The organism is Desulfobaculum senezii (assembly GCF_054657395.1).
In genome coordinates, this window is record NZ_BAAHYU010000003.1 from 415,636 (window position 1) to 440,669 (window position 25,034).

21 protein-coding genes are annotated in these 25,034 nt (G+C 61.6%); 9 read left to right on the top strand and 12 right to left on the bottom strand.

Annotated elements, in window-relative coordinates:
- Window positions 1–6 precede the first annotated feature (6 nt).
- Window positions 7–681, top strand: a complete 675-nt coding sequence (locus ACYQ2T_RS11030) for a YkgJ family cysteine cluster protein (RefSeq protein ID WP_459900564.1) — start codon at window positions 7–9, stop codon at window positions 679–681.
- 279 nt (window positions 682–960) lie between these two features.
- Here ACYQ2T_RS11030 and ACYQ2T_RS11035 read toward each other — a convergent pair whose 3' ends face one another.
- From ACYQ2T_RS11035 to rimO, 5 genes are all read right to left on the bottom strand, one after another.
- The gene (locus tag ACYQ2T_RS11035; protein WP_459897527.1) at window positions 961–2,196 is read right to left on the bottom strand and encodes an ISL3 family transposase; all 1,236 of its coding nucleotides are present in this window, start codon (window positions 2,194–2,196) and stop codon (window positions 961–963) included.
- Between the two features lie 372 nt (window positions 2,197–2,568).
- On the bottom strand, window positions 2,569–3,123 hold the full coding sequence (gene amrA / locus ACYQ2T_RS11040) for an AmmeMemoRadiSam system protein A (protein ID WP_459900566.1): 555 nt from the start codon (window positions 3,121–3,123) through the stop codon (window positions 2,569–2,571).
- Window positions 3,124–3,290: 167 nt separating this feature from the next.
- Window positions 3,291–4,178, bottom strand: a complete 888-nt coding sequence (gene sppA / locus ACYQ2T_RS11045; RefSeq protein WP_459900567.1) for a signal peptide peptidase SppA — start codon at window positions 4,176–4,178, stop codon at window positions 3,291–3,293.
- Window positions 4,162–5,898 (bottom strand): 30S ribosomal protein S1, encoded by a 1,737-nt coding sequence (locus tag ACYQ2T_RS11050; protein ID WP_459900569.1) that lies wholly within the window; start codon window positions 5,896–5,898, stop codon window positions 4,162–4,164. The genes sppA and ACYQ2T_RS11050 overlap by 17 nt, the downstream gene beginning before the upstream one ends.
- 488 nt (window positions 5,899–6,386) lie before the next feature.
- Entirely contained in the window at window positions 6,387–7,688 is a 1,302-nt protein-coding gene (rimO, locus tag ACYQ2T_RS11055; RefSeq protein WP_459900570.1) for a 30S ribosomal protein S12 methylthiotransferase RimO, read from the bottom strand.
- A 178-nt stretch (window positions 7,689–7,866) separates the two neighbouring features.
- Between rimO and ACYQ2T_RS11060 the strand changes: the two genes are divergently transcribed.
- From ACYQ2T_RS11060 to ACYQ2T_RS11085, 6 genes are all read left to right on the top strand, one after another.
- Window positions 7,867–9,363 (top strand): two-component system sensor histidine kinase NtrB, encoded by a 1,497-nt coding sequence (locus tag ACYQ2T_RS11060; RefSeq protein ID WP_459900571.1) that lies wholly within the window; start codon window positions 7,867–7,869, stop codon window positions 9,361–9,363.
- A 70-nt stretch (window positions 9,364–9,433) separates the two neighbouring features.
- On the top strand, window positions 9,434–10,042 hold the full coding sequence (locus tag ACYQ2T_RS11065) for an XTP/dITP diphosphatase (protein WP_459900572.1): 609 nt from the start codon (window positions 9,434–9,436) through the stop codon (window positions 10,040–10,042).
- 91 nt (window positions 10,043–10,133) lie between these two features.
- Window positions 10,134–11,957 carry a glutamine--fructose-6-phosphate transaminase (isomerizing) gene (gene glmS, locus ACYQ2T_RS11070; protein ID WP_459900574.1) on the top strand — a complete coding sequence of 608 codons (1,824 nt, stop codon included), beginning with the start codon at window positions 10,134–10,136 and terminating at the stop codon, window positions 11,955–11,957.
- A 325-nt stretch (window positions 11,958–12,282) separates the two neighbouring features.
- On the top strand, window positions 12,283–12,969 hold the full coding sequence (locus ACYQ2T_RS11075) for a Crp/Fnr family transcriptional regulator (RefSeq protein WP_459900575.1): 687 nt from the start codon (window positions 12,283–12,285) through the stop codon (window positions 12,967–12,969).
- 119 nt (window positions 12,970–13,088) lie between these two features.
- Window positions 13,089–13,433 carry a DUF190 domain-containing protein gene (locus ACYQ2T_RS11080; protein ID WP_404843740.1) on the top strand — a complete coding sequence of 115 codons (345 nt, stop codon included), beginning with the start codon at window positions 13,089–13,091 and terminating at the stop codon, window positions 13,431–13,433.
- A gap of 111 nt (window positions 13,434–13,544) precedes the next feature.
- Window positions 13,545–14,264, top strand: coding sequence for a DUF554 domain-containing protein (locus ACYQ2T_RS11085; protein WP_459900577.1), 720 nt, complete (start codon window positions 13,545–13,547; stop codon window positions 14,262–14,264).
- Between the two features lie 87 nt (window positions 14,265–14,351).
- Here the strand turns inward: ACYQ2T_RS11085 and ACYQ2T_RS11090 are convergent, their stop codons facing one another.
- Together ACYQ2T_RS11090 and ACYQ2T_RS11095 are read right to left on the bottom strand one after the other, a co-directional pair.
- Entirely contained in the window at window positions 14,352–16,010 is a 1,659-nt protein-coding gene (locus tag ACYQ2T_RS11090; protein ID WP_459900579.1) for a methyl-accepting chemotaxis protein, read from the bottom strand.
- Between the two features lie 101 nt (window positions 16,011–16,111).
- Window positions 16,112–16,864, bottom strand: a complete 753-nt coding sequence (locus tag ACYQ2T_RS11095; protein WP_459900581.1) for a substrate-binding periplasmic protein — start codon at window positions 16,862–16,864, stop codon at window positions 16,112–16,114.
- Window positions 16,865–17,159: 295 nt separating this feature from the next.
- Here ACYQ2T_RS11095 and ACYQ2T_RS11100 point away from each other — a divergent pair, with 295 nt between their 5' ends.
- Both ACYQ2T_RS11100 and ACYQ2T_RS11105 read left to right on the top strand, forming a co-directional pair.
- A complete protein-coding gene (locus tag ACYQ2T_RS11100) occupies window positions 17,160–17,939 on the top strand; it encodes a hypothetical protein (protein WP_459900583.1) in 780 nt (259 codons plus the stop codon).
- Between the two features lie 7 nt (window positions 17,940–17,946).
- The gene (locus ACYQ2T_RS11105; RefSeq protein ID WP_459900584.1) at window positions 17,947–18,645 is read left to right on the top strand and encodes an RluA family pseudouridine synthase; all 699 of its coding nucleotides are present in this window, start codon (window positions 17,947–17,949) and stop codon (window positions 18,643–18,645) included.
- A gap of 216 nt (window positions 18,646–18,861) precedes the next feature.
- Here the strand turns inward: ACYQ2T_RS11105 and ACYQ2T_RS11110 are convergent, their stop codons facing one another.
- The 5 genes from ACYQ2T_RS11110 to ACYQ2T_RS11130 all read right to left on the bottom strand — a co-directional run bounded on the left by ACYQ2T_RS11110 (window position 18,862) and on the right by ACYQ2T_RS11130 (window position 24,924).
- Window positions 18,862–20,103, bottom strand: coding sequence for a dicarboxylate/amino acid:cation symporter (locus tag ACYQ2T_RS11110; protein ID WP_459900585.1), 1,242 nt, complete (start codon window positions 20,101–20,103; stop codon window positions 18,862–18,864).
- Between the two features lie 138 nt (window positions 20,104–20,241).
- Complete coding sequence (locus ACYQ2T_RS11115; protein ID WP_459900586.1) at window positions 20,242–20,985, bottom strand: fumarate reductase iron-sulfur subunit; 744 nt, start codon at window positions 20,983–20,985, stop codon at window positions 20,242–20,244.
- A 3-nt stretch (window positions 20,986–20,988) separates the two neighbouring features.
- Complete coding sequence (locus ACYQ2T_RS11120; RefSeq protein ID WP_459900588.1) at window positions 20,989–22,821, bottom strand: fumarate reductase flavoprotein subunit; 1,833 nt, start codon at window positions 22,819–22,821, stop codon at window positions 20,989–20,991.
- 13 nt (window positions 22,822–22,834) lie between these two features.
- The gene (locus tag ACYQ2T_RS11125; RefSeq protein WP_459900590.1) at window positions 22,835–23,485 is read right to left on the bottom strand and encodes a succinate dehydrogenase/fumarate reductase transmembrane subunit; all 651 of its coding nucleotides are present in this window, start codon (window positions 23,483–23,485) and stop codon (window positions 22,835–22,837) included.
- Window positions 23,486–23,589: 104 nt separating this feature from the next.
- Complete coding sequence (locus tag ACYQ2T_RS11130) at window positions 23,590–24,924, bottom strand: anaerobic C4-dicarboxylate transporter family protein (protein WP_459900592.1); 1,335 nt, start codon at window positions 24,922–24,924, stop codon at window positions 23,590–23,592.
- Window positions 24,925–25,034 lie beyond the last annotated feature (110 nt).

Consider the following 25,034-nt stretch of genomic DNA (forward strand, 5'->3'; position numbering starts at 1 on the left):
GATACGATGGCACAAGAAGTACGTACGCATTGCGAACAGTGTGGGACCTGCTGCCGCAAGGGCGGCCCGTCCCTGCACAAGGACGATGTCAGGCTTTTCAATGAAGGCATTCTCGGCTTTGGCGACGCCGTCACCCTGCGGCGTGGCGAGTTCGTCAACAATCAGCTCACCGGTGCCTACGAGGCGCTGGAAGAGGAAATCGTCAAGCTTCACGGCTCCGGCCTGTCGTGGGTGTGCGCGCAGCTGAATATCGACGACAACTCCTGCCTCATCTACGAAAACCGCCCCGTCGAGTGCGCCGCCCTCAAGTGTTGGGACGTTTCGGACCTTGAAGCCGTCTACGCCAAGGACCGCATCACCCGCGCCGACCTCATCCCCGAAGGGCATCCGCTGCTCGAACTCATCGACACTCACGAAAAAGAGTGTCCCTACTCGCGCCTCGAAGCCGCCTGTCTCGGTTTTGTCAACAATGACCCCGGCGCAGACAAGGCCATTCTCGACATGGTCGATTACGACCTCAGCTTCCGCTCCGCCTTCCGCGACAAGACCGGAGCCTTAGCAGAGGAATGCGACTTCCTCTTCGGACGCCCGCTCTATCGCACCATTCGGCAGTACAATATCGACATCGTCACCAAAGACGGCCGCTCCGAAGTGCGCCGCATGAAAGGCACCATCGCCTAGGATTTCGCTTCATACCAGCGCAGGGCAAGAGGCCATGCGCTGGGTGCGCAGGAGAACGACGCGCGGCATGCTCCATACTGGGGCGTGCCGCTTTTTTTTGTGGTGGTGGCAGGTGGTGGCAGGTGGTGGTGGGGGAGGCAGAGGGGAAGAGGTGCCTCCGGCGGCTCAAGGGCCGTGGGCCCTTGAGAATCCCAAGTGCGCACAGACCGGTTGCCTTTGGATGGGACAGTCGTCACCCCTGACGGCTCTCGTCCGTGTTGAGGGGGAGAATTTTTTGGTTCATCTCCCAATTCCGGGGAAGGCTGCTCTGATTTTGAGAAAGAAGTACTCGTCGTCGAGAAAGCCGTAGGCCATCCGTTTGATCACCTTGATCTTGTTGTTGATCCCTTCGAGTAGGCTGGTGTGTAGCGGATATCGGCAGTGTGAGATAATGCCCGAGATGTAGGGTTTGAGGCGCTTAGCGAATTTAATGAGCGGCTCGACTCGGCTTTGCATGGCGCGGCGGTACCAACCTTTCCAAAATCGCTTGGCAGCTTTGGAGTATCGGTAGTCCCAGAGTCGCTTCAAATCCTCCTTGAGGATATAAACCTTCATCAAATTTTTGTTGGCTCGAAGCAGGTCATAGAGCCGGATTCGATCTTCCTGTCGCATGAGATTCCGCCTGTTGCGCAGGAGCAGCCATCGTGAGCCTTTGACAACCTTACGGGCGTCTTTGTCATGATTGAGGCGATTGGCCTCATCGTTTCGGACGCGGTCGATTACTTCTCGGCCATACTTGGCAACGACATGAAATAGATCGTAGACGATCTCGGCTTTCGGGCATTGCGCCTTCACCTCGGCGGCATACGCACCGTTCATGTCCATTGCAACGGCCTCAATTCGGGCACAACCATCACGGCCAAGCAGTTCAAAGAATGGTCGGATGCTCTCCCGGCTGTTGCCTCTTCCTACCCACAGAACCCGCTTGGTGTAAGGCTCGACGATGATCGTGGCGTAGCGATGTCCTTTGCGGATGGCAAACTCATCCATTGCGACAACCTTGACGCCTTTCAAGTCAATGGGATTGAGTTTTTCCGCTAGGTACCGCTTGTCGATTGTCTTCACGGTCTTCCAGTTCAGGCCGTAGCATTCCGCGATGTGCTTAATGGGAAGTATGCGGCAGAGCCGAACAACGGACTCGGCCAGCCGCCTTGTGACACGCGAATACCTGTCGAGCCAAGGAAGCTGCTCCAGCTTTGGTCCACAGACGGGACAATGGACCCGACGCCGGATAACGAGCAAATGCGTTGCCGCGTCGAATACAGGCAAGTCACGAACCCAGCGTTCGACATAGTCGTGAACTGCGCAGACAAGCCTGCCGCACCCGCTGCATCTCATTCGCCTTCGCCTGATTGGAATCAACTCGATCCAGACTTCGGGGTGCTTCCGAGCTTCGCTGGCTTCAAGGCGCTGAACAGTTCCAACACGATACCCTTTCCAGTCTCCCAACAACCGGGTAATCTTGCCCTTGGACAACGGTGCCCTCCTTGTAGCTCTCGTCTGTTGTGCAACTGTCGAGATTACTGAGGGTTTCCGTTGTCCTCAATTTTTTATGTTTCCCCCGGAATTGGGAGATGAACCAATTTTTTGGGGGCGTTGGCACTCTGTAGGGACGGTGAGAATCCCTGTTTGAAGTGTGTACGAAGAAAAGACACAAGAACCCGCCGCCCACCCCTATTTTCGGGGCGGCTTCCGCCCCGAAAATCCTGGGGATTCTCAAGGGTATCATACCCTTGAGCCGCCGGAGGCTCTCTTTATTTCTTTGCCCCTTCGTCCTTTCAGGCCGAACGAGCTAAGAGCAAAAGCCGCCGGAGGCCAAAAAAGGGTGCATCACCACCCCTTGAGACCTCAAAAGACTTCGGCTTGGAACCAGAAGATATTGGCGTCTTGTTTGGTCCATGCGTCTGGAGGCAGCCCGGCTTTGTTGCAGGTGTGTTGGAGGAAGGTCAGGCGGTCCCATCCCCATTCGACGGGCACTTGAGGGAGGAGCAGCCCGGAGCGTCCGGCGTGTTGGATGAGCAGGCCGTGTGTGCCGACGCGGATGCGTTCTGGGTCCGGGCACAGGGTGAGGGGGCTGAGGATGGAGATTTCTATGGAGACGGTGTCGAATTCTTCGTTGGTGAGCGGGGGAAAGCGTGGGTCATTGAAGGCGGCTTGCAGGGCCATGGCGTGGATGGTGTCCCACAGGGGCTTGTCGCCGATGACGTGGCCGATACAGCCGCGCAACTGGCCATCAATGGTGAGGGTGACGAATGCGCCGAGGTGTTCGGTAAGGCGCTGTGTCGGCGCGTCGCCGGGAGCGAACTCGGCGTCGCTGAGGTGGCTGGCGATGGTTTTGCGCACAAGGTCCTTGAGGGCGCGCTTTTCACCGTCTGTGAGGCTGAATTGGAATGTGTCTGACATGTGGGTGCCTCCGGTGGCGTTTCGTGGCGGACAGGGCGCGAGAGGGCGCTGTGGAGGCGATGATAGCAGGGGCGGGGGAGGCTGGTCTAGGGGTGCAGGTTTGGGGGGCGCTGGTTTGGCGGGGGCGGCGCGTGCCCTGCACCACACTGGGCGCAGGGCGCGGCCAACTAGCGGATAACGAGGCCGGGTTCAATGGCGTCGCTTGAGATAGTGATATTGATGTTGCTGAGAATCTCGCGCAGGTAGGAGGTCTTCTCCTTCGGCTGCTCGACGAGGGCGACGGGTTCGGTGATGCCGCAGATGGATTTGAGTTCATCCACGGCGTCTTCCATGCCGCCGAGTTTGTCCACAAGGCCAAGCTGGAGGGCTTGGCGGCCTGTGAGGGCGCGCCCGTCGGCGATGGCCTGCACGTCTTTGATGTCCATGTTCCGGCCTTCGGCGACGGCGGCAACGAACTGCTGGTGCATGTCGTTGACGATAGCCATGAGGTAGTCGCGTTCGGCTTTGGTCATGGGCTTGAAGGGGGAGCCTGCGCCTTTGAGTTTGCCACTGGCGAGGCTTTGGCGTTTGACCCCTATTTTTTCCATCAGGTCCTGCACGTTGGAGAGTTGCATGATGACGCCGATGGACCCGGTGAGGGTGGAGGGGTTGGCGACGATGATGTCGGCGGGTGCGGCGGCGTAGTATCCGCCGGAGGCCGCGACCGAGCTCATGGAGACCACCACGGGTTTGTATGTGGCCAGACGGCCGACGGCCCGGGAGATTTCCTGCGAGGGGGCGACAGCGCCGCCGGGTGAGTTGATGCGCAGAAGAACGCCTTTGATGTTGTCGTCTTCGCGCAGGGTGCGGATCCATGTATTGGTCCGCTCCGCGTCCGTAATCATGCCGTCAATGCGGACGAGGCCGAGGCTTTCGTCGGTTGCGGCGCGTCTCCCGTCACCCAGCCACATGCGAAAAGCGGCCGTGACCCCCGCAAAGAGGATCACGGCCGCCACTATCAGCGTGAAGCCGAAGATGAAGGGATGCTTCTGAGAGAAGTTACTTCTTGTCTGCATCCTCGAATTCAGCCCTCAGCAGGTCGCCCAGGTTGGTGCCTGCGGTTTCGCCGGAGTTGGAACGGAACTCCTTAGGAGCACTCTTCCGATCCTCTTCGGTCTTGAGCTGCTTGATGGACAGGCCGAGGCGGCGTTCGTCTGCGGAGACGTGGATGACCTTGGCCTGAATGGCGACGCCTTCCTTGAACATTTCAGAGGGAGACTTCACCTTCTTGCGGCTGATCTCGGAGACGTGGACCAGACCTTCGATGCCTTCCTCGACCTCAACAAAGAGACCGAAGTCGGTGATGTTGGTCACAGTGCCTTCGATGATGGTGCCTTCGGGGTAGCGATCCGGAACCATGAGCCACGGATCTTCAGCGAGCTGCTTCACACCGAGGGTGAACTTCTCAGCGTCCTTGTCGACGGTGAGAACCTTGGCCTGAACGGTGTCGCCCACCTTGTACAGCTCATTGGGGTGACGGATCTTCTTGGTCCAAGAGATGTCGGACACGTGAATGAGGCCGTCGATGCCGTCTTCGATGCCGATGAACATGCCGAATTCGGTGATGTTCTTGATGGTGCCCTCAAGGATGGTTCCTTCGGGGTACTTTTCGGCAACGAGATCCCAAGGATTGGGATTGACCTGCTTCATACCCAGGGAGATGCGCTTCTTGTCGGGGTCGACACCCAGGATGACCACGTCGACTTCGTCGCCGGTGTGGACCATCTGGGAGGGATGACGGAGCTTGCGGGTCCAGGACATCTCGGAGATGTGCACCAGGCCTTCCACGCCTTCTTCCAGCTCGACGAATGCGCCGTAGTCCACCAGGTTGGTGATGCGGCCATTGAAGCGTTCGCCTTCGGGGTACTTGGTTTCGATGCTTTCCCACGGGTCGGGCACGAGCTGCTTCATACCCAGGGAAACCTTCTGGTTGTCCTTGTCGAAATTCAGGACCTTCAGCTCAAGCTCGTCGCCCAGGGAGACCATTTCCTTGGGGTGCTTGATGCGGCGCCAGGACATATCGGTGATATGCAGCAGACCGTCGAGGCCGCCGAGGTCGACGAACACGCCGTATTCGGTGATGTTCTTGACCTTGCCCTTGAGTACCTGTCCTTCTTCCAGAGTGCCGAGGAGTTCCTGGCGCTTGGTTTCGCGCTCTTCTTCGAGGAGCACGCGGCGGGACACGATGACGTTCGAGCGGCGGCGGTTGATCTTCAGAATGCGGAAATCGAATTCCTGATCCACCAGGGCGTCCATGTCGGGGACGGGACGCAGGTCAACGTGGGAGCCGGGCAAGAAGGCCTCGATGCCACCCAGGTCCACAGTGTAACCACCCTTGATGCGGCGGATAATGCGGCCCTTGATGGTGTCGTTCTTCTCCTGAATCTCTTCGATGGTATCGAAGAGCTGCATGCGCTTGGCCTTCTCACGGGAGAGGATGATGGTGCCTTCGGACTCGTTCTTACGAACGACGTAGACATCCACCTTTTCGCCCACGGAGACGGTGACGGTACCGTCAGCATCCAGGAACTCGGAAGTGGGGATTTGTCCTTCGGACTTGAAGTTGACGTCCACGAGGACGTTGTCCTCGTCAACCTTGACAACTTCGCCGGGGACGATGCTGCCCTCCCCAAGATCGCCGCAATCGGCGATGGGAAGGTACTGTTCCAGAGCATCCTCAAAGCTGACTTCGTCGGCAGACAGGATGTTTTCCATTTCTTCGGTCGTTGCTACCATGTGTTACCTCCAACAACAATAATCCGCGCTACGTATCAGACCCGTGCCCCGCATGCAAGCCAAATATTTTCTCCGCTCGTGCGGGAAAGGTGCGGGAGGCCCGGTGCGATGCATGCCGGGCTGGTCTGATTACTGGGCAGTCTTGAGTGTATAGTTGATTGGTCGCGCCGCGTCCATAACATGGAAGTGCATTTTGGTGAAATGCATTGCCCTTGGTGAGTCCGTGGCACTGTATACCGTTGCCCATTTCCGCTTTTGGCGGCGAGATGCGGGCGTTGATATGCAGTCTTCCCGGGCTGGTGCACGTTGGGCCATGTTTGGGGCGGGGCGAGACGCAGGCCGCGAGAAAAAATTTCCCCCGGCATAACAAAAACGCACCAGAAACGGCATGCGCGAGGTCGCGCCGCCGTCTGGTGCGGTGTTCGATTGGTCTGAGGGGCGCAGGGGCGCCTGATGCAGTCCGGATGGTGAAATGTGTATCCTTCATTCTAGGCGAGGGCTACGAGGTCGTAGTCCTGCGCCTCCTCAATGCTGGCACGGATGAGCCGCCCGGAGGCGACGTCCGGCCCTGAAATATACGTGATGCCGTCCACTTCGGGCGCTTGGAACCACACGCGGCCCTCATACAGTCCTTCCCACTCGGGGTGGGGGCGGTCCACCAGTACGTCCATGTCCAGCCCTTCGTGGCTGGCAAGAAGCTCTGCGCTGATGTCCTGCTGCACGGCCATGAGTTCATTGCGCCGCGCTTCAATAACGTCCGCCGGAACTTTGCCGGGCAGGTCGTGGGCGCGGGTTCCTTCTTCGTCGCAGAAGCCAAACACGCCAAGATGCGTGAATTTGGCCTCGCGGACAAAGTCCACAAGCGCCGCAAAGTGCGCATCCGTTTCGCCGGGGTACCCTACAATGATGGATGTACGCAAGGCCGCAGAGGGGAAATACTTGCGAACGCGCTCCAAAACAATGCGCGGATCACGCGCGAAAGGGCGCCCCATGCTTTGCAAAATGTCCTGATGCGAGTGCTGAAGCGGAATATCAAAATAGGGCAGCAGCGGACGTCCCGCGTCCTTCATAAACGACAGCAAGCGGTCCGTGAGGCCGCCGGGGTACAGATACATGGGACGCAGCCACTTGAGGCCGTCAATGGGAAGCAGGCGTTCCAGCAGTGGGATGAGCCCATCCTTGTGCCCAAGGTCCATGCCGTAGGCCGTCAGGTCCTGCGCCACAAGGACGAGTTCGGGAACGCCTGCGGCGACAAGCTCGCGCGCCTCGCGTTCCAAAACATCCAACGGACGGCTGGCAAGGCGGCCGCGCAGGCTGGGGATGGTGCAGAACGAGCAGGCGTGGTTGCAGCCCTCGCTCACCTTCATATAGGCAAAGGACGGCCCTGTGGACAGCGCGCGCTCGTAGGGCGCGGGCTCATAGACCGGGCGGCCAAGGGCTTTGGCGATGGCTTCGGGCCAGTGGTCGGTCTCCAGCGTCTTGAGCCACAGGTCCACCTCAGGAATTTCCGGGATGAGCTCGTCGCGGTAGCGGCTGACAAGGCAGCCCGCCACGGCAAGCACGGGACGCGGGTCCATGTCCGCGATGTCGCCGGCCAGTTCGAGGATGGTCTCGACGGATTCCTTCACTGCCGGAGCAATGAAACCGCAGGTGTTGATGAGCACCACGTCGGCCCCGCGCGGGGACTCCGCGGGCACAAAGGCTGGGTCGAAGCTGGCAAGCATGCGCTCGGTGTCCACACGGTTTTTGGGGCAGCCGAGGCTTATGGAATAGATGCGTACGGGGTTCATTAACGTCCTTCTTGGATGGGGTGCGGTCTGGCGCGGCGGTGCCGTGCGTTTCCGCTAGCAGCGTCGTACCCTACTTGAAGTTGCCTTACAAGCCGCGTACAACCAGAAATGAGTCAGAGTGTGCACTGTGGAGCGAGCAACATGCCCGGAATCCTGTGGAATCGACGCCGGAGGCCCTATGCATCCCAATTTTCGCCCGAGCGGGGGGGAGGATTACAAAGTCGCCATTGTGGGAACGGGTGCGCCGTTCTCCTTCCTTATTGATGCGCTGGAACGCAGCGGAAAGGGCGGCCGGGCCGGGCGGTCCCTGTTTGCCGCCGTGATTGCCCCCGGGCTTGCCGGGCCGGAGGCCGCGCGCCTGAACGCGCTGGGGCTGGATGTTTTCCCGGATGCCACGGCCATGTTCCGCACACATGGCGATGTGAACCTTGTCTTTGACCTGCGCACCGATGATGAAGCCGTGGACGACACCCTGCCCGGGGTGCCCATGGAGGTGCCTGTTATCGCCATGCCCACGGCGTCGCTGCTCATCGAGATTGTCACAGGCATGCCGCCGCCCGGCGGCAGTGGCGTGCGGCGTTCCCACTCGCGCGAACTTCTCAATACCATAATAAACGAAATGGAAGAGGACATCCTGCTGCTGGACCCCAGCGGCCGCGTGCAGGATATGAATCGCAACGTCTTCGAGCGTCATGGTCTGGCCAAGGCCGACTTTATTGGCCGCCATTGCCGGGAGATTGAGGCCGCGGGGTTTTGCCAGCGCGGGGAGGATTTGTGCCCGTTTCAGGAGACCCTGCGGACGGGGCAGAAGGCCGAGGCCGTGCACACCCGCGTGGATGAGACGGGTCGGGTGCTCTATTACCGCGTGTACACCTATCCCGTGCTGTCGCGTGATAGCGAACTGACCCACGTGGTGGAGGTGCGCCGCGACATTACGGACCGCACGCATACGGAGCAGCAGTTGCTGCAGGCCCAGAAGATGGCCGCCCTTGGCGAGCTGTCCACCTACGCGGCGCATGAAATCCGCAATCCGCTCTTTGCCATCGGCGGGTTTGCCAATTCCCTGCTGCGTTCCACCAATTTATCGGAGCGCGAGCGCGAGAAGGTGAACATTATCCTCAAGGAGTCGCGGCGGCTTGAGGAAATCCTCAAGAGCATGCTGAATTTTGCGCGCCCGACGGACGGCGCCAGCGCCGTGGTGGACGTCAACGAGGTGGTCACCGACGCGGTGAATCTGATGCGCCATGGCTATGAACAGCACGGCATCACGTTGCAGACGGAGCTGGACTCCGGCATCGCCAACGCGCAGGGCACGCCAGAACTTATTAAGCAGTGCCTCATCAACATGCTGAAAAATTCCATGGAATCCATGCACGAGAGTGGGTGGGTGTCCGTGGTGACGCGCATGTCCGGACGCTGGGTGGAGCTGATAGTACGGGACAATGGTCCCGGCATCCCGGTGGAGATGCAAAACAAGGTCTTTAATCCGTTTTTTAGCACCAAGGACAAAGGCTCCGGCCTCGGGCTGGCCATGACGCGCAAGATTGTGGACGACCTTGGCGGCAAGCTTTTGCTTGAGAGTACGCCCGGCTCAGGCACCAGCATTACCATGCGCCTCGTGCCTGTGGCCGCCGTGGAGGACCCACTGCTGGACGAGGAGCCACTGCCGGAGTAAGGGAGGGAAGTCCCGCCGCAGGTGGCGGGCCCAACCCCAAAAGACACCGGAAGTTCAGAAGGAGGGCGTCTTGAGCGCTGTTGTATTGGCTACCCGCAACACAGGAAAAATTGCTGAGCTGTCGCAGATGCTTGAGGGCTTTCAGCTTGAAGTGAAAGGATTGGACGATTTCCCGGAAATAGGTGAAATCGAAGAGACGGGCGTAACCTTTGAGGAAAACGCCCGCATAAAAGCCAAGACCGTGGCCGAGGCCACCGGGCTTGTTGCCGTGGCAGACGACTCCGGCCTTGAGGTGGACGCCCTTGATGGCGCCCCGGGAGTCTATTCCGCCCGCTACAGCGGCGAGGACGCCACGGACGAAAAGAATAATGCCAAACTGCTGGACGCCCTGTCCGGCGTACCCTCCGAGCGCCGCACCGCGCGGTTTCGGTGCGTTATGCTGGCCTATGCCCCGGGCGGCGAGGAACTTGCCGCATCCGGCGCGTGGGAAGGGCACATCGGCGAAGGGCCGCGCGGCACCAACGGATTCGGGTACGACCCGCTTTTCGTGGATGCGGACAGCGGCAAGCACTCCGCCGAGCTTTCGTCCCAGCAAAAGAACGCCCGAAGCCACAGGGGCAAGGCCCTGCGGCAGCTTCTGGCGGATTGGCCCGCATTCTGGGCCAAGGTGAGCGCCTAAGCCGCCACGCCGGGAGCGATTCGACAGAAACGAGCGCGCCGGACCGTATGGTCCGGCGCTTCCTTCGGACGCCAACAACGGAATCGCGAATATGTGTGGAATCATCGGATATTCCGGTCACAGACCTGCTGTGCCCGTGCTTGTGGAAGGACTCCGCCGCCTTGAATACCGGGGGTACGACTCCGCCGGTGTGGCGTATATTGAAAATAACGAACTGACGCTCCTGCGCGCCGAGGGCAAGCTCTCCGCCCTGGAGACCAAAGTTGCCGGGTGCAGTCACCATATGGCGACCTCGGGCATTGGGCATACCCGCTGGGCCACCCACGGCGTGCCCGTGGAACGCAACGCCCACCCCCACCGGGACAACTCCGGCGAGCTCGCCCTCATCCACAACGGCATCATTGAAAACTATCAGGAGCAGCGCCAGTGGCTGTCCGAGCGGGGCTACACCTTTGCCTCGGAGACGGACACCGAGGTGCTGGTGAACCTTATCGCCGAGGGCCGCAAGCACACGGAGACGCTCCAGAAGGCCCTGAGCTGGGCGCTGGAGCGCGTGGAAGGCGCCTACGCCATTGCGCTGATGAGCATCCACGAGCCGGGCACCATCTACGCCGCGCGTCAGGCCAGTCCGCTGGTCTTTGGCAAGGGCATTGGCGAAAACTTTGTTGCGTCGGACATTCCGGCCTTTTTGCCCTACACGCGGGAAGTGGTTTTCCTTGAAGACGGCGAGATGGTCACCCTGACGCCTTCCAGCTGGGAGGTCTGCGACGCGCGCACCCTCGCCCCTATTGAAAAAGAGGTGCACACCATTACGTGGGATGTGCAGGCGGCCCAGAAGGGCGGCTACAAGCACTTTATGCTCAAGGAAATCTCCGAGCAGCCCAAGGTGGTGGCGGATTGCCTGACCGGGCGTGTGGACGCGGCGTCCAAGGCCGTGACCCTGTCCGAATTGGAGGGCACCACGCCGCCCAAGCGCCTGCATATTCTCGCCTGCGGCACGTCCTACCACGCGGGGCTGTGGGGCATGAATCTTATTGAGTCGTGGGCGCGCATTCCGGTGCGCGTGGAAATCGCCTCGGAGTTCCGCTACCGCGACCTGCTCCTTGATGAGGACGACGTGGTGCTGGCCATCAGCCAGTCCGGCGAAACCGCCGATACCCTTGCGGGCATGCGCCGCGCCAAGGAAATGGGCGCAACGGTCATCGGGCTGTGCAATGTGGTCGGCTCTTCGGTCTCCCGCGAGGCGGACCACGTCATCTACACGCAGGCCGGTCCGGAAATCAGCGTGGCGTCCACCAAGGCGCTGTGCAGTCAGATGACGCTGCTGTTGCTGTTGGCCCTGCATTGGGGCCGCCAGAAGGGAACCCTCTCCGCCGAGGTGGAGGAACGCGCCGTGGCCGGCGTGATGGGCATTCCGGGCATTTTGGAAGCCGAATTGCCGCGTATGCGTGGGCGCGCGCAGGAGCTGTCGCGCAAGTATTCCGCGTCGCGCAGTTTTATGTTCCTCGGCCGTGGGCTCCAGTTCCCGCTGGCCCTTGAGGGGGCGCTCAAGCTCAAGGAAATCAGTTATATCCACGCCGAGGGTTACGCCAGCGGCGAGATGAAGCACGGTCCCATCGCCCTCATCGACAAGGAATTCCCGACCTTTGCCCTTGCCCTGCACGACGACCTGTTCCCCAAGGTGAAGTCCAACCTTGAAGAGGTCCAGGCGCGCGACGGCCGCATCATCGCCCTGACCCATCCGGGGCTGGACATTGCGGCCGAGGACGTGTGGGTCATCCCCGAGGTGTGGGGCCCGCTCAACACCTTCCTCGTATTGCCCTGCCTGCAGTTGTTCTCGTACGAGGTGGCGGACTATCTGGGCAAGGACGTGGACCAGCCGCGCAACCTCGCCAAGTCCGTGACTGTGGAGTAGCCGGGGCGGGAGCGTGGGCCGCCAGTCGGTCCGCGTAGAAAAACTTGGCCGCCATGTGCGGCGTAACGAGCGTCTTATCCTGCGTGTGCCGTCCGTTTGGGCGGCATATGCAGAACACAAATGGGCGGCTGAACAGGGGGCGCTTGCGCCGCTGTGAAAGCCGCCCGTTTTGCGTTTTACGGCGCATTCGTTAGCATGGAGCCGTCCTTGCGTGCACCGGTGCCAGGGCGGGGGCCTGCGCCTTCGTTTTCGCGGCGTTTCGTGCGTTGCCGTCCGAGGCGGCGCGGCAGAGTCGCCGAGGACGGCACCATTGAAGGGAGACCCCATGGACCAGCCCATAGACGCGATGGTTCGCGTGCTTCAGACCGATATCAACCTGCGTCTTGCGGAGCCGCAGGCGCTTGAGGCGTTGGCGCGCAGGGCCCGGCAGCGCCAGTTTGCCAAGGGGGAGTACGTCTTCCACGCTGGTGAGGCGGCGACGCATTTTTATCTGATGCAGCGCGGCAGGGTCATTATGTCCAAGCAGGCCCCATCCGGCAGGTCGTTTACGTATTTGGTGGCGGGGCCGGGGATGTCCCTGAGCGGGATTGCCTGCTTTAAGGACGGGCCGCGTCTGTTCACCGCCCGCGTGGTGGAGGACGCCACGGTGCTCTCCATCCCCAGCGCCGAATTTCGAACGTGGGTGCAGGAGAATCCGGCCGTAGCCATTGGCATCCTCGGTACCATGGGGGATATGCTGAACGGCGCGTACACCCGGGTGCTGGACCTTATTGACGAGAGCGTGGAGACGCGAGTCGTCAACGTGCTGCGCATGCTCCATGCCCGCCTTGGCACCGACCTGCCCCTGACCAACAGCGATATTGCCGAAATGACCGGGACCTCGCGCGAATCCGCGGCGCGTGTCGTTTCGCGCTTGCAGGCGGCTGGAATTTTGTCCAAATCCCGTGGCCGCATTACCATCCTTGATCCGGAATGCCTCAGCGCCCCGTCCGGGCCGTTTTTCATCATTTGACCTTTTTGCCCCGTCAGTGACCGCCGTCACTGCCACGTTGGGGCCGCTCGTCTAGAACGGCCTGCATTGGCAGTGGCACGGAATGCAAGAATGCGCATGCGCAAAACAAGGCGGTATGCATGATGGCACAAGGGTATCTTTTGACGTTTTTTACCCAGCAGAACCGTCAGTACGACGGCAAGCCCCTTGCCGAATGGATTCTGGAACAGGCCAAGGCGAGGGGCGTGCGCGGAGCCACGGTGGTGTATGGCAAGGAAGGCTTCGGCCACGACGGCCGGTTCCATTCCGAAGGGTACTTTGATTTGGAAGACGTGCCCCAGCTTGTGACCATGGCGCTGACCGCCGAGGAGTGCGATAGCCTCCTCGCTCATCTGGACGCTGCCGGAGTGCGTGTGTTTTACGCCAAGGCGGAAGCGACGTTTGCCTTTACCTCGGGCCCCGCACCAAGCGAGCGGCCCGCCTGACCCGCCCCGAGCGGGATATTTCCCCTCCCCATCCCTTTGCGCTGCCATGCTCGTCCTTGCCATTCCCTCTGGGACGGGCTGGCGGCGCATACTCAGAAAAAGGAAACAGAAATGATTGGTCCGTATGTGAATGCGGCGGCTCTGCTGCTGGGCAGTGTCGCCGGGGTCGTGATTGGTCCACGGTTTAGCGCGAATATACGCACAAGAATGCCCATGGTCTTTGGCTGCGCCTCCATGGGGCTTGGCGTTGTGATGATTGGCAAGGTGAAGCTGCTGGCCCCTGTTGTCTTGGCGCTGGTTGTCGGTTCGTTTTTGGGTGAAATCATCCGGCTGGAGGGCGGCATTCAGAAGCTGGCGAATAGGGCGCGCACGTGGATTGAAAAGTTGGTCCGTCCCTCGGGGGACGTGAGTCAGGAGGAGTTTTTGGACAAGTACGTGGCGCTGTTGGTGCTGTTTTGCATGAGCGGAACGGGCGTGTATGGCTCCATGTCCGAGGGCATGACCGGCGACCCCACGCTGCTTATTGTGAAGGCCATTTTGGATGCGTTTACCGCGCCTATTTTTGCGTCCACGTTGGGGCTTTCCGTGGGGCTGCTTGTGGTGCCCCAGTTTGTGGTGCAGGGGGCTCTTTATCTTGGCGCGGCGCTTATCCTGCCGCTGACCACGCCGGATATGCTGGCCGACTTTTCCGCCTGCGGCGGGCTGATCATGCTGGCGACGGGTTTTCGCATCTGCGGCATACAGCAGTTTCCCGTGGCGAACATGATTCCTTCGCTTTTTCTTGTGATGCCCTTTTCGTGGGGGTGGGCGCAGCTGTTTGTGGCGCCATAGCGCCGCTGGAGCGCCCAAAGGAAAAGGCCGTTTCCACCTGTTGTCTCAGCGGGCGGAAACGGCCTTTGTGGTGCGTGAGCGCTGGCGCTACTGCGATTCCAGCTTGTTGATAAGGGCGATGAGCTGCTCGGACAGCTGCTTGAGGGTGCCCAGAGCGTCCGCCGCAGAGGTCATGTCCGCGGAGATATCTGCCGCGATGGCGTTGATGTCCTCCATGGCGCGGTTGATTTCCTCGCTGGATGCGGACTGCTCCTCGGATGCGGTGGCGATGGAGCGGATTTGGTCCGAAGTCGCCTCGACAATACTCATGATTTCGTTGAGGGCGTTTCCCGCCTCCTTGGCAAGGTCCATGCTGTGGCCAACGGCGGTGGTGGTGCTCTCCATGCCCTGAATGTTCTGGGCGCTGCTGTTTTGGATGGCGCGGACGGCTTCTTCCACTTCCTGCGTGGCGTGGACGGTTTTTTCCGCCAGCTTGCGGACTTCGTCCGCCACCACGGCGAAGCCGCGCCCGGCATCGCCGGCACGGGCCGCTTCAATGGCGGCGTTCAGGGCCAGCAGGTTGGTTTGGTCCGCGATGTCCGTAATAACGTTCATGATATTGCCAATGCCCTTGGCGTGCTCGCCAAGCTCCTGCAGGTTAGCCTTCATGGTGTCGGACAGGGTGTTGACCTCGTCAATGGAGGCCACCAGTTCGGAGACCTTGTCCACGCCAAGGGAGGCCTTCTGGTTGGAGGAGTCCGCGCTTTCCGCCGCGAAGCCGGCGTTTTGCGCCACTTCCAGCACGGTGGCGTTCATTTCTTCCATGGCGGTGGCGGTTTCGCCCACGCGGTCGCGCTGGCGGGTGGTGAAGTCCGTCACCCGCTCTACTTTGCCGTCCATCTGTTCCGCCGCGTTGACGATGTTTTCGGAGATGGACTTCAGGGTGTTGGCGGCCTCCTGCATGCCTTGCTGCCGCGCGCATTCGGCTTCTTCTCGGGCGGCTTCGGCGTCCTGCAGGGCGTCCTTGGCGCTTTGGGCGGACTCGGCGGCTTCCTGCTCCTTGACTTCCACTTCGCGGATGGTTTGCTTGAGGTTGGTCACCATCTGCAGCACCGCGTTTTTCAGCTCCTCCAGCTCGCCGGTGAAGGAGGCGGAGCCAAAGGAGGACTCAAGGTCCCCGTCGCTCACGCGCTCGGCAAAGCCCTGAATGACCTTGACGGGCGTGATGAGCTTGATGCGGATGACAAAGAAGAGAATGAGGATAATCAGCGTATCCGTCACGATGGTGTTCACGGTAATTTTGGTGATTTCCGCCGCGATGGCTTCCTTGAGCGAGGCCTTGCTGAGGTACACCGTTACCGAGCCGATGGGTTTTTCCTCACGGATGACCTCGGCGGTGCTGGTGACAAAGTCGCCGGTGGGCGGCTCCGTAATTTTTTCGGTTTCGTCCGGCCCTGTTTTGGACAGGGCGAGGAAGATGCTTTCGCCGTCGGCCTCGCGCACGACCACGGCGGACAGGTCTTCATCCTGCATTTCGGACTGGATGAGCCGGACGCCGAGTTCTTCGTCGTAGTCCCACATGGGCGTCACCATGCCGATGGCAAGGCGCCCGGCCATGTAGGTGGCGGCTTTGCTCAGTCTGGCGCTGAGCTGGCTGCGCGTTTCGTAATAGTCGCGGACGCCGAATCCAAGCAAAATGGCTGTGACAACGGCGACAAGGATGATGATGATTTGGAATTGAATGCTTTGATTCAGAAGCCTTTTCATGGGTCACCGTTCCGTTTTGTCGTGATAATTGTGCTGCGCCCCGGATGTGCCGGGGCCGCACCGCGCGTGCGCTGTGCGGTGCGGCCGCTGTGGCAGTGTGGTTATTGGTTCAGGAAGCTGGCGACGATGCGGTCAATCTCGCCGCTGTCCTGCATGGCCTTGATGGCCGCGTTGAACTTGGCCACGAAGTCCTGCTTGTAGGGCGCGTCAAAGTCGCGGGAGAATGCCAGATAACCGTTCTCGGTGTTGATCTGGGTGCCTTTTTTGATGACGTCGGAGCTGATGCCCATCTGGCTCATGGTGTACCGGATGGAGGCGTCGTCGTTGACGTAGGCGTCAATGCGTCCGGCCTTCAGCTTTTTGAGGTTGGCCTCGTTGTCCGCGGCTTCCTCAATCTTCAGCCCTTCGGTGTCCGGCACGGAGAACCCGGCGTTGATGCCGATGGTGAGGTCCTTATAGTCGTCCGGCCAGTTGGGGCGGGGGGAGGTCAGCACTTCGGCGCGGCAGTAGACGGCAAAGCCTTCTTCCAGAATGGGGTCGGACCATGGCTGAATCCACGGGCGTTGCTCTGGACGGTAGTAGGGCGGGAAGGCCGCAAAGCCTTGTCCCTTTTCAATGAGCTTCATGGCGCGCTTCCACGGCACCAGCTCGATGGTGACATTGTAGCCGTCCATGCGTTTGAAGGCGGTTTGGAAGATTTTGACGTAGATGCCGTCGGGCTGCCCCCGGTTTGAGAAGGAATAGGGCGTATAGGAGTCGTCACCATAGACCGTGACGCTCTGCGCCGCCTGCGCCGCATGGCTGGCCAGCAGGAGGACGGCACAGGTGATGGCAAGAAGAACAACCTTTTTCATTACAGCCTCCAAATTTTGGTGGTTGGGGGATACGTAGCTTCCAATATGCCTTGGGGAGCAGGCTGTGTAAACTGGGGGTGCGGTGAAAACTGGCTTGCCATCAGCGTTTTGCATGTTATGTGCGCGGTTTTGCTTGGGCTTTGCAGGGGAAGATATTTGCGGCGCTGATGGGGGGACGCTGCGGCAGGGTGAATCGAGGATTTTGAGGCGTTATGCAAGGGGGTTAGGCGGTGATGTGGCGCGCGCGGCGTGCTGGGGCTTTTCATCGCCGGGCAATGCCAGTATGTTCCGCGCCATGCCAACAGTATCCCTTTGTGACGTCACGCCGGACATGGTGCAGTGCGCCGGGCCATGTGCCCGGTGCGGAGTGGAGCATGGCCTGCCTGTTGGCGGGGCCCTTGCCCCGGCCCGCGCCCTGTTTGAGCGCCTTGAGGCCCTTGGCCGGGTGGATATCGATGTACCCGGCGTTGACGCCGACCCCCGCTGTGCGCTGGATTATCTGTGGGGCGAGGCGCGGGGGCAGATGTTTGGCGTGCTCAGTTATGTGGATGCCAGTGGCGCGTCCGGCACGCTGAAGGCGTTTTCCGGCCAGTACAATGGCGCGTGGGAGGTGGCGGGATGGACGCCGCCGGTCCTTGATGTGGCGGCCTTCCACGCGGTGAGTGATCCGGTGGAGCCGCAGATTAAGGCCCTTGGCCGCGAGATGGCGGCGTGCACAGACCCGGAGCGCCGCGCGGCGCTGAAGCGTCGGCGCCGGGCCATGTCGCAGGGGCTGATGCGCGACATCCACGCCCTGTACCGCCTGCGCAGTACCGCAGGCGAGGTGCGGCCCATGACGGAAATATTTCTGGCTCCCGGCGTGCCCACCGGGGCCGGGGATTGCTGCGCGCCCAAGCTGTTGCAGCATGCCGCGCGCCTTGGCGTACGGCCGACGGGCATTGTGGAATTTTATGTGGGGCGGGAGAACCGCTCCGGAACGCGCCGGCACGGGATGAGCTACGCGGCCTGCGAGGGCAAGTGCCGTCCCTTGCTGGGCTTTATGCTGTGCGGCCACGCCGCCGAACAGAATGGGTGATCATGCCATGACCGATGCGCTTTCCCTTGATATTTTGCACGCCGACCCCAAGGTCGTGGTGGTGAACAAGCCAAGCGGCCTTTTGTCCGTGCCCGGTCGCGGGCCGGAGAATCAGGACTGCGTGGTTACGCGCGTGCAGGCGATGTTTCCCGAGTGCCGCAAGTTCCCGGCGGTGCACCGGCTGGATATGGATACCTCTGGCATTTTGGTGCTTGGGCTGACGGCGCGCTCCAACCGCGAACTGTTTCAGCAGTTCCAGCAGCGGCAGGTCGCCAAGCGCTATGTGGCCGTCCTTGACGGCGTGCTGGAGGCGCAGTCCGGCGAGGTGGACCTGCCCCTGCGTCTTGATATCTACAACCGGCCCTATCAGGTGTACGACCCGCTGCATGGCAAGGCCTCGCGCACACTGTGGCGGCGCCTTGGCGTGCAGGACGGGCTGACGCTGGTGGAGTTTACCCCCAAGACCGGACGCACGCACCAGCTTCGCGTGCACGCCGCGCATCCCCTTGGCCTTGGTCTGCCCATCGTGGGCGACAGGCTGTACGGCCGCGGGACAGGGCCGGGGCAGTTGAAGCTGCATGCGGAGTACCTGCGCTTTACGCATCCAAAGACCAAGGAGGTCATGGCCTTTACCACGCCGCCAGCGGCGGATTGGCCGTCCTTTGCGCGGGAGCTGTGCGCCGCGCGTGATGATGTGGAGGCGTAATGCCGCGCCCATGTGCAGAAGGCCCGCCGGAGTTATCCGGCGGGCCTTCTGCGTTGTGGGGGGAAAAGAGCGCCCCGGGGATTGGGGCCGGGGCGCGTCTGGTTCCGGGAGGGGAGAAGCGGATGCCCGGTGTGCGGCGCACAGCGCGCCGCGTCAGGGAGTATGCACCGGGCATGGGTGTTTCCGCATTGGAGGGCTTGAAGGTGCTCCCGGAAATCAGTCCGAGGACTGGGCTGCCACCTGCACGCCGGAAGAGGTCGCCCCGGCGTAGGTGGAAAGGTCCACTTCATTTTCGCTGCGCGCCACGATGAGGGAGGTCATGGCGTCGCCGCTGATGTTTACGGTGGTGCGGGCCATGTCCAAAATGCGGTCAATCCCGGCGATGAGGGCGAGGCCCTCCATGGGCAGCCCGAGGGCGGAGAGGATAAGGGACAGCATGATAAGCCCGGCGCCCGGAATGCCCGCCGTGCCAATGGAGGCCAGCGTGGCCGTTAGCACTATGGTGGCGTAGTTGGCGGCGGTGAGGTCCACCCCGTAGGCCTGCGCCACAAACACGGCGCAGATGCCCTGATAGATGGCGGTGCCGTCCATATTGATGGTGGCCCCCAGCGGCAGGATGAAGCTGGCAATGGGCTTGGACACGCCAAGGTTCTGCTCCGTACACCGGATGGTGGCGGGCAGGGTGCCGGAACTGCTGCTGGTGGAAAAGCCCACCAGTTGGGCGTCCAGAATGCCGCGGAAGAAGCGCAGGGGATTCAGGCGCGCCACCAGCGCCACGCCCCCGCCGTACACGACGAGGATGTGGACAAGGCTCCCGGCGAACATCAGCAGGATGATTTTCGCCAGCGGGAGCAGGGTGTCCACGCCGTACTGCGCCACCACCTTGGCCATCAGGGCAAAGACGCCAACCGGGGCAAAGGCGATGACGATGGAGGTCATGGTGTACATGATGTCCGCAAGAGAATGGCAGAACCTGCGGACCGGCGCGGCCTTGTCCCCGGCAATGTTCATGGACACGCCAAGCAGCACCGCAAAGGCGATAATCTGCAAAATATTGCCCTGCACCATGGCTTCCAGCGGATTGGTGGGCACCACGTCCAGCAGGGTGTCCACAATGGAGGGGGCGTCCTTGGCGGCGGCTGTCTCGGCGGCGTGCAGGTGCAGGCCTGCGCCCGGCGCGGCCAGATTGGCAATGGTCAGGCCGATGGACACGGCAAAGGCCGTGGTCACAAAATAGGTCAGAAATGTCTTGGCGCTGATGCGCCCCAGTTTTTTCAGGTCGCTCATGCTGGTCATGCCCGAAACCAGCGAGGCAAAGACAAGGGGCACGATGAGCAGTTTGATGCCTTTGAGAAACAGGGTGCCAAGCGGCTCGACATACGGGGTCAGGGTGGGGAAGACGAGTCCGAAGAGCACGCCGATGACCATGCCGATAAGGATTTTCATCCACAGTTTCATATCGTCCTCCGCATGGAGTCTCCCGCTGCATGGCGCTGTGTACGGCGCCGGCGTGCCTGTGCGGGGCTGTGGTTGTGGTGGAGCGCGGTCCGTCTCATCCGGGGACGGACCGCGCTCGCCCTAAGGGATACGAGGTGCTTATTTCCTACCAGAGAACAGCCGTTTGAAGGCATGCAGGCCCATCTTGCGGCGCAGGAAGCCCAGCTGGTCCTGCAGGGGCAGGCCCTTGGGGCATACGTCCTCGCACGCAAGCAGACCCATGCATCCAAAGATGCCCTGGTCGGTGCCGATGATGTCGAAGTAGTCCTTGTCCGTGCGTTTATCGCGCGGGTCGATGACAAAGCGGCCGATGCGGTTCAGGGCCACGGCGCCAAGGAAGTCCTCGCGCATGCGCGCCGTGCCGCAGGCCGCAACGCAGCAGCCGCATTCAATGCAGCGGTCCAGCTCGTACACGGCTTCGGCGGTGTCGTTGTCCATGCGCTCTTCGGACGCGGCGGGGTCGAATTCCTTGTCGGTATGGACCCACGATTCGATTTTGCGGTTCATGTCCTGGAACCACACGCCCGTGTCCACGGCAAGGTCGCCGATGCACTTGAAGAAGGGCAGGGGCAGCAGGGTGATTTCGTCCGGCAGGTCCATGGTCTTGGTGTGGCAGGCCAAACAAGGGCGGCCGTTAATGACCATGGCGCAGGCGCCGCAGATGCCCGCGCGGCAGCAGAAGTCGAACTTGAGGGACGGGTCCTGCTCCTCGCGCAGACGGTTCAGGGCAATGAACACCGTCATGCTGGCGGTTTCGTCTATGGTGTAGGTCTGCATGCGGGGCATGGTTTCGCCCGCCTGCGGATTGTACCGGAATACGTTGAAAGTCAGTGTGCGCGCCATGGCTTAGGCCTCCTTGTCGTCTGCGCTGATAATCTTTCCGCCGCCGTAGCCACGGTCTCCCGGAGGGATATTGAAGACGGTGGAAGCCGGTTCATAGTTCAGGGTGGGCAGGTCGCTGCCGTCCTGCCATGTGGCAAGGGTGCGGACCAGCCAGTCGCGGTCGTTGCGGGCGGGGTAGTCCTCGCGGGCGTGGGAGCCGCGGCTTTCGCGGCGCTCCAGCGCGCCGTAGGCCACGCACAGGGCCAGCTTGACCATGCCGGGCAGGTTCAGGGCCAGACGCAGCTCGTCGTTGGCGCCGATGCCGTCGGACGTGAGGCCGATATTGCGGGTGCGCTGGTGGATGGCCTGCAGGTCGCTGACGGCCTTGGAGAGGCCCGTCTCGTCGCGGAAGATGCCAACGCCTTCCATCATGGTGTCCTGCATCAGGCGGCGCAGTTCATAGACGTTCTCGGTGCCGCCGCCGGAGATGAGGGTCTTGATGCGCTGCTCTTCCTTCTTGCGGAAGCTGTCTGCCTCGCTGGTGCTGAAGCGCACGTCGCAGCCTTCCAGAAATTCCACGACCTTTTTGCCGACAATGCGTCCGGCCACAACGGTTTCGGAGAGGGAGTTGCCGCCAAGGCGGTTGAAGCCGTGCATGTCCCAGCAGGCGGCCTCGCCCGCGGAGAACAGACCGGACAGGCCGTAGGCCGCGCCGTCCTTGTTGGTGCGGACGCCGCCCATGGAGTAGTGCTGGGTGGGGCGCACGGGGATGGGCTGGGTGATGGGGTCCACGCCAAGGAAATTGTTACAGATCTCTTCCACTTCGCGCAGTTTGTGCGTGATGTGGTGCTCGCCAAGGTGGCGGATATCCAGCCACAGGTGGTCGCCGTAGTCGCTGGGTACGCCAAGGCCCTTGCGCATGTGCTCGGTCATGCGGCGCGAGACCACGTCGCGCGAGGCCAGCTCGGCCTTTTCCGGCTCGTAGCTGGGCATGAAGCGCTCCATGTTCTTGTCCAGCAGGGTGCCGCCGTCGCCGCGGCAGCCCTCGGTGACGAGGATATTGGACGGCACAACGCCGGTGGGGTGGAACTGCACGGCCTCCATGTTGCCCATGGGCACAACGCCGGTGTTCAGGGCAATGGACTGGCCGCCGCCCTCGCAGATGACGGCGTTGGTGGACTCGCGGTAGATGCGGCCGAATCCGCCCGCCGCGATGACCGTGGCCTTGGCGAGGTAAGTGCGCAGTTCGCCCGTGCGCAGGCAGCGGACAATGGCGCCCTTGCACTGCTCCCCATCGTGGATGAGGGCGATGGCTTCGGTGCGGTCATGGACCTGAACGCCCTTGTGCATGGCGCGGTTGTCCATGGTGTACAGCACGGCGTGGCCGGTGCCGTCGGAGGTGTAGCAGGTGCGCCACTTGGCCGTACCGCCAAAGTTGCGCGCGGTGATGAGGCCTTCGTTCTCTTTCTTTTCCGTCTTGGAGAACTTTTTGCCGCCCTGGAAGTAGTCGTCGGTTCCGGCGACGACGCGGTTCCACGGCACGCCCCAGTAGGCCAGCTCGCGCATGACGATGGGCGCGGTGTCGCAAAACAGGCGGGCCACTTCCTGATCACAGCCCCAGTCGGAGCCTTTGACCGTATCCATAAAGTGGACGTCCGGGCCGTCGCCCTCGCCCATGGCGCAGTTGCCGAGGGCGGCCTGCATGCCGCCCTGCGCGGCAGACGAGTGGGAGCGCCGTGCGGGGACGATGCTCAGACAGATTGTGCTGTAGCCGGCCTCGGCGGCCTCGATAGCCACGCGCTCACCGGCAAGGCCTGCGCCAATGCACAGGACGTCGGTATATATGATGTCACTCATGTCGTGTTGTCTCCTAGATGCTGATGCCCGCGAAGGTCAGAAGCGTGATGAGGCCGATGAGGATAAAGCCGCCGGTGATGGCGTATTCCAGCTTCTGGAAGTTCTTGCGGCCGCTGCGGCCCACAAAGCCCCACTTCACGCCGATGCGGTAAAAGCCGATGCCGACGTGCAGTTCGGCCATGGGCAGCAGGATGAGGTAGAACCACATCCATCCGCCTTCCTGAATGCGGGTGGCGCTTTTCACGGACGTGATGGGCAGGTCCGTAAGCACGGTCCACATGTGCACTCCGGCCATGATGAGGATGACCATGGCGCTGACGGCCTGCACAATCCACAGCCACGTATCCTTGTGGCGCAGCATGCGGGCCTGGTTCCACATGCCCTTCTGCTGCGTGGTGGTGACGGGAATTTTGCGGATGGCCAGCACAAAGTGGACGAGGAAGACGACGCCGATGAGCGGACCGCCAATTTGGGCCATGTAGGTATATTCCAAAAATGCCGCCAATGCGTCGAAGACGCCCGCGCTAAGGTTCACGCTGGCGACCAGCAGCATATGGCACCACATGAAGACGATCAGGGCGGCGCCGCTGAGCATTTGCAGCCAGTCCAGATATGCGGAGGTGTTGCCCTGGATCGACGCGGGCATGGAGATGTCGGTCTGCATGGTTTCTTCCTGATTGAACGTTTATCGGGTTGCTGGGTGTGAAAAACGAGTCATCGCGGCGCTTGGATGGAATTTGCCAAGCGCCGCGATGCGCCGAAATACAGTTAGAACATCACGCCCGCAAGCATGAATCCAATGCCGATGGCGCCAACGGTGGCCACCAGCCCCGGCAGCATGAAGCTGTGGTTCAGCACAAACTTGCCGATATGCGTGGTGCCGGTGCGGTCAAAGTTAATGGCCGCAACGACGGTGGGGTAGTTCGGGATAAAGAAGTAGCCGTTCACGGCCGGGAACATGGCGATGAGCGCCGGGGCCGGGATGCCGAGGGCGATGCCCAGCGGCATCAGCGCGCGCACGGTGGCCGCCTGCGAAAAGAGCAGGATGGACAGCACAAACAGCGCAATGGCGAAGGTCCACGGCGCGGCGGTGACCATGTCCTGAATGTTGCCACTCAGGAACTCCATGTTGCTGCTAAAGAAGCTGTCGCCCAGCCACGCAATGCCGAAGATGGCGATTACGGCTTGAACGCCCGCACCAAAGACGCTGCCTTCGGCCAGCTTCTTCACGTCCACCCGGCTGATGAGCAGGATGAGCGCGGCCACGGTGAGCATGATGATTTCAATGGCGCTGGCCATGCTCATGCGTTCCATTTCGCCGCTCACGTTCCACGAGGGGCGCAGTTCGGGGCAGGAGCCAAAGAGCACGATGGACAGCGTACCCAGCAGGAACAGGCCTACGGAAATCTTGGCATAGCCGGGGACCTCGGTCTCCTCGACGGTTTCGCCGGCGTTGGCCTTTTCTATGGCGGCGCGCAGGCTGGGGTCGTTCAGGCGGCGCAGGTATTCGGGGTCCTTCATGAGGTCCTTGCCGGTCTTGTTGGCGATGAAGGCGCCAATCATGCAGGCGGCAAAGGTGGAGGGCACACAGACCATCATAATGTCCGACAGCTGCACGCCCATGCTGGCCGTCATGCCCAGCAGCGCCACGGTGGCGGCGGAGATGGGGCTGGCCGTGATGGCCTGCTGCGAGGCAATAACCGCGATGGACAGCGGCCGCTCCGGGCGGACCTTGGTGTTTCGGGCCACCTCGGAGATGACGGGCAGCACGGAGTAGGCCACGTGGCCCGTCCCGGCGAAGAAGGTGAAAATATAGGTGACGATGGGGCCGAGGAACGTAATCTGGTTCGGATTGCGGCGCAGGATGCGCGCGGCGATGTTGACCAGATAGTCCAGCCCGCCGGCGGCCTGCAGCGCGCCAGCGGCGGTGACCACAGCGGCAATCATCAGCATGACGTTGATGGGCGGTGCTGTGGGCTGCACGCCGAAGAAGAAACTCAGAACGGCCAGACCAAGGCCGCCCATGACGCCAAGACCCACGCCGCCAAGGCGCGCGCCGATGAAGATGGCGGCCAAAACGATAAGCAGTTGTATCCAGAACATACCTTAACTCCCTTGGGTGGTGTGGTGGTGAAGCCTCTCGGGTGGCGACACGGGGCGGACGGACCTCTCGCCAAGTCCGTCCGGCCCCTGCTGCGGGCCGATGCTCGGTC

Bases quoted from the DNA above. Each gene is read 5' to 3' on its own strand.
- ACYQ2T_RS11130 (WP_459900592.1), bottom strand. From the start codon at position 24,924: ATGTTCTGGATACAACTGCTTATCGTTTTGGCCGCCATCTTCATCGGC.
- ACYQ2T_RS11075 (WP_459900575.1), top strand. From the start codon at position 12,283: ATGGACCAGCCCATAGACGCGATGGTTCGCGTGCTTCAGACCGATATC.
- ACYQ2T_RS11120 (WP_459900588.1), bottom strand. From the start codon at position 22,821: ATGAGTGACATCATATATACCGACGTCCTGTGCATTGGCGCAGGCCTT.
- ACYQ2T_RS11100 (WP_459900583.1), top strand. From the start codon at position 17,160: ATGCCAACAGTATCCCTTTGTGACGTCACGCCGGACATGGTGCAGTGC.
- ACYQ2T_RS11060 (WP_459900571.1), top strand. From the start codon at position 7,867: ATGCATCCCAATTTTCGCCCGAGCGGGGGGGAGGATTACAAAGTCGCC.
- sppA (WP_459900567.1), bottom strand. From the start codon at position 4,178: ATGCAGACAAGAAGTAACTTCTCTCAGAAGCATCCCTTCATCTTCGGC.
- ACYQ2T_RS11125 (WP_459900590.1), bottom strand. From the start codon at position 23,485: ATGCAGACCGACATCTCCATGCCCGCGTCGATCCAGGGCAACACCTCC.
- ACYQ2T_RS11090 (WP_459900579.1), bottom strand. From the start codon at position 16,010: ATGAAAAGGCTTCTGAATCAAAGCATTCAATTCCAAATCATCATCATC.
- ACYQ2T_RS11095 (WP_459900581.1), bottom strand. From the start codon at position 16,864: ATGAAAAAGGTTGTTCTTCTTGCCATCACCTGTGCCGTCCTCCTGCTG.
- glmS (WP_459900574.1), top strand. From the start codon at position 10,134: ATGTGTGGAATCATCGGATATTCCGGTCACAGACCTGCTGTGCCCGTG.
- ACYQ2T_RS11115 (WP_459900586.1), bottom strand. From the start codon at position 20,985: ATGGCGCGCACACTGACTTTCAACGTATTCCGGTACAATCCGCAGGCG.
- ACYQ2T_RS11110 (WP_459900585.1), bottom strand. From the start codon at position 20,103: ATGAAACTGTGGATGAAAATCCTTATCGGCATGGTCATCGGCGTGCTC.
- rimO (WP_459900570.1), bottom strand. From the start codon at position 7,688: ATGAACCCCGTACGCATCTATTCCATAAGCCTCGGCTGCCCCAAAAAC.
- ACYQ2T_RS11105 (WP_459900584.1), top strand. From the start codon at position 17,947: ATGACCGATGCGCTTTCCCTTGATATTTTGCACGCCGACCCCAAGGTC.
- ACYQ2T_RS11085 (WP_459900577.1), top strand. From the start codon at position 13,545: ATGATTGGTCCGTATGTGAATGCGGCGGCTCTGCTGCTGGGCAGTGTC.
- amrA (WP_459900566.1), bottom strand. From the start codon at position 3,123: ATGTCAGACACATTCCAATTCAGCCTCACAGACGGTGAAAAGCGCGCC.
- ACYQ2T_RS11050 (WP_459900569.1), bottom strand. From the start codon at position 5,898: ATGGTAGCAACGACCGAAGAAATGGAAAACATCCTGTCTGCCGACGAA.
- ACYQ2T_RS11030 (WP_459900564.1), top strand. From the start codon at position 7: ATGGCACAAGAAGTACGTACGCATTGCGAACAGTGTGGGACCTGCTGC.
- ACYQ2T_RS11080 (WP_404843740.1), top strand. From the start codon at position 13,089: ATGATGGCACAAGGGTATCTTTTGACGTTTTTTACCCAGCAGAACCGT.